Below are 11,262 nucleotides of genomic sequence, written 5' to 3' on the forward strand. Positions count from 1 at the left end.
GCGTCCGTCGTTCCGTCGCGACGACCGTCCCTCCTACGGCCAGCGTGACGACCGTCGTGACGACAACCGCGGTGGCGGCTTCCGCCGTGACGACCGTGGCGGCGACAACCGTGGCGGTGGCTTCCGTCGCGATGACCGTCGTGATGAGCGTCCGTCGTTCCGTCGGGACGACCGTCCCTCCTACGGGCAGCGTGACGACCGTCGTGACGAGCGTCCCTCGTCGTTCCGCCGTGACGACCGGCGCGATGACCGTCGTGACGAGCGTCCCTCGTCCTTCCGTCGTGACGACAGCCGGGGCGGTGGCTTCCGCCGTGACGACCGTGGCGGGGACAGCCGCGGCGGTGGCTTCCGTCGCGACGACCGCGGTGGCGACCGTGGCGGGTTCCGCGGCCGTGACGACCGCGGCGGTGACCGTGGTGGGTACCGGGGCCGTGACGACCGGGGCGGCGACCGCGGTGGGTACCGCGGCCGGGACGACCGCGGCGGCTTCGGGCGTCGTGACGACCGGGACCGTGGCGACCGCGCGCCGATCAAGCGTCTGCCGATCCCTCCGGAGGTCACCGGTGAGGAGATCGACCCGGATGTGCGCCAGGAGCTGATGAGCCTGCCCAAGGGGCTCGCCGAGGACGTCTCGCGCAACCTCGTCATGGTCGCCCAGCTCATCGACGAGGACCCGGAGAAGGCGTACGGGTACTCCCGTGTCGCCCTGCGGCTCGCGTCCCGTGTCGCCGCCGTCCGCGAGGCCGCCGGCTTCGCCGCGTACGCCACGCAGAAGTACTCCGAGGCCCTCGCCGAGTTCCGCGCGGCCCGTCGGATGAGCGGCGGTGTCGAGCTGTGGCCCGTCATGGCCGACTGCGAGCGCGGCCTCGGCCGGCCCGAGCGTGCCCTCGCCATGGCCGGTGAGCCCGAGGTGCAGAAGCTGGACAAGGCCGGGCAGGTCGAGATGCGGCTCGTCGCCGCCGGCGCCCGCCGGGACCTGGGTCAGCTCGACGCGGCCATCGTGACCCTGCAGAGCCCCGAGCTCGCCTCCAGTGCCGTGCACCCGTGGACCGCGCGCCTGCGGTACGCCTACGCCGACGCGCTGCTCGCCGCCGGCCGTGAGCGCGAGGCCCGCGAGTGGTTCGCCAAGGCCCTCGAGGCCGACAAGGACGGCGCCACGGACGCCTCCGACCGGCTCGCCGAGATGGACGGCGTCGAGTTCGTCGACGCGTTCGACGAGTCCGACGACGAGGACGAGCTGGACGTGTCGGACGAGATCGACGAGTCGGATGTCGTCGACGTCGAGCTCGATGAGGACGAGGACGACGAGGACGAGGACGAGGACGACGACCGGGACGGCGACAAGGGCTGATCCCGGCCGGTAGGGAAGAAGGGCGGCACCCGTCGGGTGCCGCCCTTCTTCGTTTCCCCGCTCTCAGTCCAGCGCCAGGCTTCTCAGGACCAGGCCCGTCGCCGGCTTCGGGCCGAAGGAGGTCGACTTGCGGGGCATCGTGACGCCCTGGCGGGCGAGGTCGCGGACGACCTCCTCCCGTACCGGGTGCATGAGGACCGCCGTACCGCCGCGGCGTTCCGCCTGGGCGACCGCCGCCTCCGTGTCGTGGATGTAGGCGATGTCCTCGGGGGCGTCCGGGATGTGCCAGACGTTCTCCAGGAGCGTGGAGTGCAGGACCGTCGCGTCCAGGGTCCGCCAGGCCTGGGGGCGGTCCGTGCGGATCGTGCGGTCCAGGAGGGCGGGGTCCGGGCGGTCCAGGAGGTGGAAGGCGCCGTCGCCCGCGAGGAGGAAGGCGTTGCCCTCGGCCGCGGCCGTCTCCAGGGCCTCCAGGGCGACCGGGAGCGGCCGGTCGATGCGGCGCACCCGGAAGGAGTCGCCGAGGGCCGTGAGGGCGTCGGCGACCGGCAGGCGGTTGAGGAGGCGGTGGATGGCGCGGACCCGCAGCGGGTAGCGGGCGGTGTCGATGAGGAGGACCAGGCCGTAGTTCCAGGGGCCGGGTGCCGCGTGCTCCTCGCGCAGGCGCAGGTAGGTCGCCCAGCGGTGGTGGCCGTCGGCGATGAGGGCCTGGTGGGCGGCCAGTTCGCCGGCGATCGTGGCGAGTTCGGCGGGGTCCGTGACCGACCAGAGGCGGTGCTGGAAGCCGTCCTCCGTGGTCGTGGAGAGCAGCGGCTCGCGTCGGACGGTGCGCTCGATGACGGCGTCGGCGCCGCCCTCGTCCCCTCCGACGTACGTGAGGAGCAGCGGCTCCAGGTTCGCGGCCGTGGTCCGCATCAGGGCGGCGCGGTCCTCGACGACGTGCGGCATGACGTCCTCGTGGGGGAGGACGATGCCCTCGGCCGGGGTGGAGAGTTCCAGGGCGCCGATGATGCCGCGCTGGAGGATGCCGTCGCCGTTCTGCTCGTACACGTAGAGCGCGGGCTCCGGGTCCGGGGCGAGGACGCCGTCCGCGAGCCAGCGGTCGAGGGTGACGGCGGCCTTGCGGTGGCGGGTGCCGGCGGTGATCGCCTGCGGGAGGATCAGCCGGACGATGTTGTGCGGATCGGCGGACTCCAGATGGAGCAGTCCGTCAGGTCGTACGACGACGTCGTAGGGAGGGGACGTCACGGCGGCGAGGCTGCCGACCCGCTCGGGGACGTAACGGAGTCCGCGGAACGGGGCCAGGCGCAGGCCTGTGGCGTCGTCGCGGACGTCGTCGGCCGCGTGACCTGAGGTGTTCATCCTGTCATCGTATGTGGGCGGGCATGAGCGATGATCGGGAGAGTGGGGGAATTCACCCGGTGATCTGAGGAGTGTGCGGTGACGGTGCGGAACGGCCAGGGACGGCGTGACGGCGGCAGGAAGCACCCCGGCGGCAGCGAGGTCGCGCTGAGCGAGGCGTACGACACGGCGCTCCTGGACCTGGACGGTGTCGTGTACGCGGGCGGGGAGGCCGTGCCGCACGCCGTGGAGGCGCTCGGCGTGGCCAGGGCCGGCGGGATGCACCTGGCGTACGTCACCAACAACGCGCTGCGGACGCCCGGGGAGGTGGCCGGGCATCTGACGGAGCTCGGGGTGCCCGCGGAGGCCGGGGACGTGGTCACCTCGGCGCAGGCGGCGGCCCGGATGATCGCGGACGACCTGCCGGCCGGGTCCAGGGTGCTGGTCGTCGGCGGCGAGGGGCTGCGGGTGGCGCTGCGCGAGCGGGGTCTCGTACCGGTGGACTCGGTGGACGACGACCCGGCGGCGGTCGTGCAGGGGTACGGCGGGCCGGGGATGCCGTGGGCGCGGTTCGCGGAGGCGGCGTACGCGGTGGGGCGCGGGGTGCCCTGGTACGCCTCGAACACGGATCTGACGATTCCCGGGGCGCGGGGGATCGGGCCGGGGAACGGGGCGGCGGTGGAGGTCGTACGGATCGCCACCGGGCACCGCTTCGAGCCGAAGGTCGCGGGGAAGCCGCTGCCGCCGATGCACCGGGAGACCGTGCTGCGGACGGGGGCCGAGCGGCCGCTGGTGGTGGGGGACCGGCTGGACACGGACATCGAGGGGGCGTTCAACGGCGGGGTCGACTCGCTGCTCGTGCTGACCGGGGTGACGGACGTGGCGCAGTTGCTCGCGGCCGTGCCCGAGCACCGGCCGACGTATGTGGCGGCCGATCTGCGGGGGCTGCTCACGGGGCAGCCCGCCGTCGTCGGGGACGGCGACGGGGGCTTCGTGTGCGGGGGGTGGCGGGCCTCCGTGAGCGGCGGTGAGCTCGTCCTCGACGGCGCGCCGGGCGACGGGGCGGACGTGATGGACGGGGTGCGGGCGCTGTGCGGGGCGGCGTGGTCCGCGGCGGACGCGCCCGGTGGGGGCGTGCCGGACGCGGGGAAGGTGCTGGCGCAGCTCGGGGTGTGAGACTCCGGCACCCCGGGCGGAGAGTGAAGTTGGGTAGGCTAACCTAACTTCGCGTGGCTCGTGGTCGTCACCGCCTGGCACGACCACGGACGAGAAGCGGGAGTGCGGGTATGGACGGTCGTCAGCAGCAGCGCCTGAGCGCGGAATCGGTGACCCTGGCGTACGAGCAGCGGGTCATCGCCCGCGAGCTGACCGTCGCGATCCCCGACAACTCGTTCACCGTCATCGTCGGCCCCAACGCCTGCGGCAAGTCCACCTTGCTGCGCGCCCTCTCCCGGATGCTGAAGCCGAGCGAGGGCCGCGTCCTGCTCGACGGGCAGTCGATCCACACGATGCCCGCCAAGAAGGTCGCCAAGACCCTCGGGCTGCTGCCGCAGACCTCCGTGGCCCCCGACGGCATCACCGTCGCCGACCTCGTCGCGCGCGGCCGCTACCCGCACCAGGGGCTGCTGCGCCAGTGGTCCCCGGAGGACGAGCGGATCGTCCAGGAGTCGATGGAGTCCACCGGTGTCGCCGAGCTCGCCGGGCGGTACGTGGACGAGCTCTCGGGCGGGCAGCGCCAGCGCGTCTGGATCGCCATGGCGCTCGCCCAGCAGACCCCGCTGCTGCTGCTCGACGAGCCCACCACGTACCTCGACATCCAGCATCAGATCGACGTCCTCGACCTGTGCGCCGAACTGCACGAGACGCAGGGGCGGACGCTCGTCGCCGTCCTGCACGACCTCAACCACGCGGCTCGGTACGCGACCCACCTCATCGCCGTCCGCGACGGCGAAGTCGTCGCCGAGGGTCCGCCGTCGGAGATCGTGACCGCCGATCTCGTCGAGCGGGTCTTCGGGCTGCGCTGCCAGGTCATCGACGACCCCGAGACGGGGACGCCGCTGGTCGTACCGGCCGGGCGGAAGGCACGCGGCCGGGCGGCCGTGCCGGCGCAGGCCGAGGAGCCGGCCGATCAGGAGCCCGCGCTGCAGAAGTGACCCTGCCGGGGAAGCGCCTCGTGCGGGCGCGCCCCCGGGGTGGTTACAGGAGTGAGCGCAGCCGCAGGAGGTCGCGGAAGCCGGCCTCCAGTCTGACCCGGCCCGCGGCCCAGGCCTTCGCGAAGTTCAGCTCGCCGGCCACCATCGCCACCAGGTCGTCGCCGGTCATCGCGAGCCGGATCTGCGCCTTCGCCGGCGGCGGGCCGTCCACCGTCCCGTCCACCCGGATCCGGCCGTCCGCGAGACGGCCCGTGAACGTCGTGTCCAGGTCCGTGATGTGGCAGCTCAGGCTGCGGTCGAGCGCGGCCGCACCGCGCACGCCCTCGTCCGCCCGCGCGAGATTGTCCGAAAGTCTGTCCAGTGCGCCGCGGCACTCCGTGATCGTCGCCATCGCCGTCGACGGTACCCCAGGGCTTCGCGGTAGCGTCGGGGCATGAGCGACACCACCCCCGAAGCCCCGCGGGAGCAGGACCCCGCCGAGCCGTACGAACCCGCAGCGGTCGCGCCGCTCGGTGTCGCCGTCGAGCTCACCGGCCATCCCGCCGTCGACGCCGGTCTCGCGCGTCTCGCCGAGCTCGACCACCTCCCGGCGGACGGACACCTGGAGGTGTACGAGGATGTACACCGTGGACTGCGCGCCGAGCTGACCTCGCTCGACACGCACCCCGCCCCCCGTCCGTACGACAACAGGAGCTGAACCGAACGTGGCAGGAGTGGCACGCCGCCGTCTCGACGCCGAGCTGGTCCGGCGCAAGCTCGCGCGCTCGCGCGAGCACGCCAGCCAGCTGATCGCCGCGGGCCGGGTGACCGTCGGCAAGACCGTCGCCACCAAGCCCGCCACCCAGGTCGAGACCGCCGCGGCCATCGTCGTCGTCCAGGACGACTCCGACCCCGACTACGTCTCGCGCGGCGGCCACAAGCTCGCCGGGGCCTTCGCCGCCTTCGTGCCGCAGGGCCTGAAGGTCGAGGGCCGGCGCGCCCTGGACGCCGGAGCCTCCACCGGCGGCTTCACCGACGTCCTGCTGCGCGCGGGCGCCGCCCATGTCGTCGCCGTCGACGTCGGCTACGGACAGCTCGCCTGGTCGCTGCAGAGCGACGAGCGGGTCACCGTGAAGGACCGTACGAACGTGCGCGAGTTGACGCTCGACGCCATCGACGGAATCCCGGTCGACCTCGTCGTCGGCGATCTGTCCTTCATCCCGCTCGGTCTCGTCCTGCCCGCCCTCGCCGCCTGCACGGCGCCCGGCGCCGACCTCGTCCTCATGGTCAAGCCCCAGTTCGAGGTGGGCAAGGAGCGGCTCGGCACGGGCGGCGTCGTACGGTCCACCGAGCTCCGCGCGGACGCCGTGAAGAACGTGGCCCGGCAGGCCGGAGAGCTCGGCCTCGGCGTTCTCGGCGTCACCGCGAGCCCGCTGCCCGGCCCCTCGGGCAACGTCGAGTACTTTCTGTGGCTGCGGGCAGGCGCGCCCGCGCTGGATCCGGCGGACGTCGACCGCGCCGTGGCGGAGGGACCTCGTTGAGCTCAACGGCAGCAGCACCATCGGGAACTACACGCACCGTCTTCCTGCTCGCGCACACCGGCCGCCCGGCCGCCGTGCGCAGCGCCGAACTGGTCGTCCTGGGGCTGCTGCGCAGCGGCATCGGCGTCCGCGTCCTGGAGGCGGAAGCCGCGGACCTGCCGCTGCCGCCGTCCGTCGAGAAGGTGCCGGAGGCCTGCTCCGACGCGCTCGACGGCTGTGAACTCCTCGTCGTCCTCGGCGGCGACGGCACCCTGCTGCGCGGCGCCGAGTTCTCCCGCGCCTCCGGCGTGCCCATGCTCGGCGTCAACCTGGGACGCGTCGGCTTTCTCGCGGAGGCCGAGCGCGACGACCTCGACAAGGTCGTCGACCGGGTCGTCACCAAGGCGTACGAGGTCGAGGAGCGGATGACCCTCGACGTCACCGTGTACGAGAACGGCGACGTCCTGCACCGCGACTGGGCGCTCAACGAGGCCGCCGTGCAGAAGGTCTCGCCCGAGCGGATGCTGGAGGTCGTCCTCGCGATCGACGGCCGCCCGGTCACCGGCTTCGGCTGCGACGGGGTGATCTGCGCGACACCCACCGGCTCCACCGCGTACGCCTTCTCGGCGGGCGGGCCGGTCGTCTGGCCCGAGGTCGAGGCTCTCCTCATGGTCCCGATCGGGGCCCACGCCCTCTTCGCCAAGCCGCTGATCACCACGCCCCAGTCGGTGCTCGCCGTCGAGGTCGAGCCGCACACCCCGCACGGGGTGCTGTGGTGCGACGGGCGGCGGACCGTGGAACTCCCGGCAGGCGCCCGTGTCGAGGTACGGCGGGGCGCCGTGCCCGTGCGGCTCGCCCGGCTGCACCACGCCTCCTTCACCGACCGGCTCGTCGCCAAGTTCGCCCTGCCCGTGTCGGGGTGGCGCGGCGCACCGCACTGATCCCCGGCCCGCTCCGTAACGAGTGGTGCTCCCGAGGGTTACGCACGGGGGCGATGTCGCATCCGACCCGGGAAACCTCGTATGGTCTGGGGCGTGCTGGAGGAGATGCGGATACGGTCGCTCGGGGTCATCGACGACGCGGTGGTCGAGCTGTCGCCCGGCTTCACCGCGGTGACCGGTGAGACCGGTGCGGGCAAGACCATGGTCGTGACCAGCCTGGGGCTGCTGCTCGGCGGACGTGCCGACCCGGCCCTGGTGCGGATCGGCGCGGCGTCGGCCGTCGTCGAGGGGCGGATCAGCGTGCCCGCGGGCGCGCCCGCCGCCGTCCGCGCCGAGGAGGCCGGTGCCGAGCTCGACGAGGGCGTGCTGCTCGTCAGCCGTACCGTCTCGGCCGAGGGACGCTCGCGCGCCCACCTCGGCGGGCGCTCCGTGCCCGTCGGGCTGCTCGCGGAACTCGCCGACGAGCTCGTCGCCGTCCACGGCCAGACCGACCAGCAGGGACTGCTCAAGCCCGCCCGGCAGCGCGGTGCGCTCGACCGGTACGCGGGCGAGGCCGTCTCCGTGCCGCTCGCCGCCTACGGCGAGGCGTACCGGCGGCTGCGCGCCGTCACCGCCGAGCTGGACGAGATCACCACGCGCGCGCGTGAGCGGGCCCAGGAGGCCGATCTGCTGCGCTTCGGGCTCGGTGAGATCGAGGCCGTCGAGCCGCGCGCCGGCGAGGACGTCGAACTCGCCGCCGAGGCCGAGCGGCTCGGACACGCCGAGGCCCTCGCCTCCGCCGCCGCGCTCGCGCACGGCGCCCTCGCGGGCAACCCCGAGGACCCCGAGGCCGTCGACGCGACCACCCTGGTTGCGGGCGCGGGCCGGGCCCTGGAGGCCGTACGGTCGCACGACCCGGCCCTGGCCGGGCTCGCCGACCGGATGGGCGAGATCTCCATCCTGCTGTCCGACGTGGCACAGGAGCTGGCCGGATACGCCGACGACCTGGACGCCGACCCGCTCCGGCTCGCCGCCGTCGAGGAGCGGCGCGCCGCCCTCACCCAGCTGACCCGGAAGTACGGCGAGGACATCGCCGGAGTCCTCGCCTGGGCCGAGGAGAGCGCCGGACGGCTCGGCGAGCTCGACGGCGACGACGACCGGATCGAGGAGCTCACCGCCGAGCGGGACCGGCTGCGCGACGAGCTGTCGGTGCTCGCGCAGGCGCTCACCGACGCGCGCACGGAGACCGCCGCCCGGTTCGCCGACGCGGTCACCGCCGAGCTCGCCTCCCTCGCCATGCCGCACGCGCGCGTGTCCTTCGCCATCGCGCAGACCGAGGACGAGGAGGGCGTCGAGGTCGGCGGCCGCCGCGTCGCCTACGGCCCGTCCGGGGCCGACGAGGTCGAGCTGCTGCTCGCCCCGCACCCCGGCGCCCCGCCCCGGCCCATCGCCAAGGGCGCGTCCGGCGGTGAGCTGTCCCGCGTGATGCTCGCGGTGGAGGTCGTCTTCGCCGGGGTCGACCCGGTGCCGACGTACCTCTTCGACGAGGTCGACGCGGGCGTCGGCGGCAAGGCGGCCGTCGAGATCGGCCGCCGGCTCGCCAAGCTCGCCAAGTCCGCGCAGGTCGTCGTCGTCACCCACCTCCCGCAGGTCGCGGCCTTCGCCGACCGGCAGCTGCTCGTCGAGAAGACCAACGACGGCTCCGTGACCCGCTCCGGGGTCACCGTCCTGGAGGGCGAGGAGCGCGTCCGGGAGCTGTCCCGGATGCTCGCCGGCCAGGAGGACTCCGAGACGGCCAGGGCCCACGCGGAGGAGCTCCTCGCCACGGCCCGGGCGGACGCGTGACCGGCGCCTTCGGGCGGATCGGTGCGGGGTCGGCGGCCGGGCTCGGGCGGATCGTTGCGGGGTCGGCGGCCGGGCTCGGGCGGATCGGGACCTTCGCCGCGGCCTTCGGTGCGACCCGGCTCGCGTACGGGCAGCTGAGGCGGCGGCCGCCGGGGAACCCGCGGAGCTGGCAGCGGACCAACTACGCGGACCGGCCGGTCTCCCTGCTCGCCGGTCCCGCCGTCGCCTTCGGCTCGGCCGCCGCCGTCCTGCCCGCCGCGCCCGCCGCCTCCCTCGCCGTCGCCTCGGCGGCCGTGTGCGGCCGCTACGACGACCTGCGGGGCGACCACCGGCGCGGGTTCCGGGCGCATCTGGGGGCGCTCCGGGGCGGTGAGGTGACCAGCGGGGCCGTGAAGCTGTTCGGGATCGGTGCCGCCTCGCTCGCCGCCGGGGCCCTCCTCAAGGAGAAGCCCCTCGACAAGGTCCTCGCCGGCGTCGTCATCGCCGGCACCGCGCACCTGGTGAACCTCGTGGACGTACGGCCCGGGCGCGCGGGCCTGCTCGTCCTCGGGCTCGCTGCGCCCGGCCTCCTCCGGGGGTCCCTCGCGGCCGCCCCGATGGGGGCCGCCGCGGCGCTCCTCGGCGACGACCTCGGCGAGGAGATCATGCTCGGCGACATGGGCGCGCACGCGCTCGGCGCCGCCGTCGGCAGCGCCGTCGCCGCGTCCAACGGGCGGCTCGGACTCGCCGCCCACGCGGGCGGGTTGCTCGCCGCGGCGGTGTGGGGGGAGCGGACCGCCCCCGCGGGGTAGCGGGCCGAGACTCCGTGCGCTCACCCGTGTGGGTGAACCCGTGGTGCGGGTCGTCGCGCCGTACGCCTTCCGCGCAGGGGAACGACGCCATTTCGGTGCCGGAACGTGCGTACGGTCCGGGGTACGGGCTGGCATCCTTGGGCGCGTGACACAGCTCCGTACGGTCCAAGTGCTGGGCGGCGGCGGTGCGGGCAGCAGCGCGCACGTCCGATCACTTGCCTCGGGGCTGGTGGCGAGGGGCGTGCGGGTGACCGTGTGCGCCCCGGCCGAACTCGACCGCGCATACGACTACCTGGGCGCCGGCGCGCACTTCGTGCCGTTGCCGCGCCTCGGCGACCCCGCGACCGTCACCGCGCTCCGCAACGCCTGCATCGGCGCCGACGTGGTCCACGCGCACGGCCTCCAGGCCTCCGTACGGGCCGCGCTCGCGCTCACCGGGGGCACCCGGACCCCGCTCGTGACCACCTGGCACAGCCGGAACCACGTCGACGGGGCGCGGGGCGGGGTGCTGCGGCTCCTCGAACGGAAGGCCGCGCGGGCCGCGACCGTCGTCCTCGGCACATCCTCCGAACTCGTCGACCGGGCCCGGCGGCGCGGGGCCCGGGACGCCCGCCTCGCCCCCGTCACCGTGCCCGCCGCGCGCGGGCCCGTCTGCCTCCACGACGGCAAGGCCCGCGCCGAACTCGGCGCCGTCGACCGGCCCCTGCTCATGGCCGTCGGCGCGCTCGAACGCGGCCGCGGGTACCGGACGCTCCTCGACGCGGCCCGGCTGTGGCGCGACCTCGATCCGGAGCCGCTGCTCGTCATCGCCGGGGAAGGGCGTGAACGGGCCTTCCTGCAACGGCGGATCGTCGAGGAACGGCTCTCCGTGCGGCTCATCGGGCGGCGGGACGACGTCGCCGAGCTGCTCGCCGCGGCCGACGTCGCGGTCCTCCCCTCGCGGTGGGAGGCCCGCTCCCTGCTCGCGCAGGAGGCGCTCCGGCTCGGGGTGCCGCTCGTCGCGACGGCCGTCGGCGGCGTACCGGAACTCGTCGGTGACGCGGCGGAGCTCGTGCCGTACGGGGACGCGGGGGCCCTGGCGGGGGCGGTGCGGGGGCTGTTGGAGGACGCGGACCGGCGGATGGACCTGGCGGCGGCGGGGCGGGTGCAGGCGGGGTCCTGGCCTACGGAGGACGAGACGGTGGCGCATGTACTGGCGGTGTACGACGAGTTGTCGGGCCGGTAGTCGTTCCATGGGGCCTGCGCCCCGCCCGTTGTGGGCGCGCTTCCGCCCCGTTGTGGGCAGGCGTTCCGCAAGGGGCGATGGGGGTCCCCCCTGCTCGAGCGAAGCCGAGAGCTTGGGGGAGGGTGGGCACAACGGACGGC

11 protein-coding genes are annotated in these 11,262 nt (G+C 74.6%); 9 read left to right on the plus strand and 2 right to left on the minus strand.

The features are described 5' to 3' along the window. The first annotated feature begins 583 nt into the window (after positions 1-583). Positions 584-1,351, plus strand: coding sequence for a hypothetical protein (locus ACWGN5_RS40855; RefSeq protein ID WP_453523837.1), 768 nt, complete (start codon positions 584-586; stop codon positions 1,349-1,351). 63 nt (positions 1,352-1,414) lie between these two features. Here the strand turns inward: ACWGN5_RS40855 and ACWGN5_RS40860 are convergent, their stop codons facing one another. After that, complete coding sequence (locus tag ACWGN5_RS40860) at positions 1,415-2,710, minus strand: DUF1015 domain-containing protein (RefSeq protein WP_453523816.1); 1,296 nt, start codon at positions 2,708-2,710, stop codon at positions 1,415-1,417. A gap of 78 nt (positions 2,711-2,788) precedes the next feature. Between ACWGN5_RS40860 and ACWGN5_RS40865 the strand changes: the two genes are divergently transcribed. Beyond that, a complete protein-coding gene (locus ACWGN5_RS40865) occupies positions 2,789-3,865 on the plus strand; it encodes an HAD hydrolase-like protein (RefSeq protein ID WP_453523819.1) in 1,077 nt (358 codons plus the stop codon). A 110-nt stretch (positions 3,866-3,975) separates the two neighbouring features. Beyond that, positions 3,976-4,842 (plus strand): ABC transporter ATP-binding protein, encoded by an 867-nt coding sequence (locus ACWGN5_RS40870; protein ID WP_453523822.1) that lies wholly within the window; start codon positions 3,976-3,978, stop codon positions 4,840-4,842. A 43-nt stretch (positions 4,843-4,885) separates the two neighbouring features. On the opposite strand, the gene ACWGN5_RS40875 is transcribed toward ACWGN5_RS40870, so the two are convergent. Next, entirely contained in the window at positions 4,886-5,233 is a 348-nt protein-coding gene (locus ACWGN5_RS40875) for an SCP2 sterol-binding domain-containing protein (protein ID WP_369143471.1), read from the minus strand. A gap of 42 nt (positions 5,234-5,275) precedes the next feature. On the opposite strand from ACWGN5_RS40875, the gene ACWGN5_RS40880 reads away from it, so the two are divergent. From ACWGN5_RS40880 to ACWGN5_RS40905, 6 genes are all read left to right on the plus strand, one after another. Continuing rightward, the gene (locus tag ACWGN5_RS40880) at positions 5,276-5,539 is read left to right on the plus strand and encodes a hypothetical protein (RefSeq protein WP_453523825.1); all 264 of its coding nucleotides are present in this window, start codon (positions 5,276-5,278) and stop codon (positions 5,537-5,539) included. Positions 5,540-5,546: 7 nt separating this feature from the next. After that, positions 5,547-6,362: a TlyA family RNA methyltransferase gene (locus ACWGN5_RS40885; protein WP_453523828.1), complete on the plus strand. Its 816-nt coding sequence runs from the start codon at positions 5,547-5,549 to the stop codon at positions 6,360-6,362. After that, positions 6,359-7,282 (plus strand): NAD kinase, encoded by a 924-nt coding sequence (locus tag ACWGN5_RS40890; RefSeq protein ID WP_392154226.1) that lies wholly within the window; start codon positions 6,359-6,361, stop codon positions 7,280-7,282. The genes ACWGN5_RS40885 and ACWGN5_RS40890 overlap by 4 nt, the downstream gene beginning before the upstream one ends. Before the next feature lie 81 nt (positions 7,283-7,363). Continuing rightward, on the plus strand, positions 7,364-9,106 hold the full coding sequence (recN, locus tag ACWGN5_RS40895; RefSeq protein ID WP_453523831.1) for a DNA repair protein RecN: 1,743 nt from the start codon (positions 7,364-7,366) through the stop codon (positions 9,104-9,106). Positions 9,107-9,156: 50 nt separating this feature from the next. Next, entirely contained in the window at positions 9,157-9,897 is a 741-nt protein-coding gene (locus tag ACWGN5_RS40900; protein WP_453523840.1) for a hypothetical protein, read from the plus strand. A gap of 145 nt (positions 9,898-10,042) precedes the next feature. Further along, entirely contained in the window at positions 10,043-11,122 is a 1,080-nt protein-coding gene (locus tag ACWGN5_RS40905; protein WP_453523834.1) for a glycosyltransferase family 4 protein, read from the plus strand. Positions 11,123-11,262 lie beyond the last annotated feature (140 nt).

The sequence above is a fragment of the Streptomyces sp. NPDC055815 genome (genome assembly GCF_053616475.1).

Coding starts and splice junctions, on each gene's coding strand:
- ACWGN5_RS40860 (WP_453523816.1), bottom strand. CDS start 2,710: ATGAACACCTCAGGTCACGCGGCCGACGACGTCCGCGACGACGCCACA.
- ACWGN5_RS40870 (WP_453523822.1), top strand. CDS start 3,976: ATGGACGGTCGTCAGCAGCAGCGCCTGAGCGCGGAATCGGTGACCCTG.
- ACWGN5_RS40875 (WP_369143471.1), bottom strand. CDS start 5,233: ATGGCGACGATCACGGAGTGCCGCGGCGCACTGGACAGACTTTCGGAC.
- ACWGN5_RS40880 (WP_453523825.1), top strand. CDS start 5,276: ATGAGCGACACCACCCCCGAAGCCCCGCGGGAGCAGGACCCCGCCGAG.
- recN (WP_453523831.1), top strand. CDS start 7,364: ATGGTCTGGGGCGTGCTGGAGGAGATGCGGATACGGTCGCTCGGGGTC.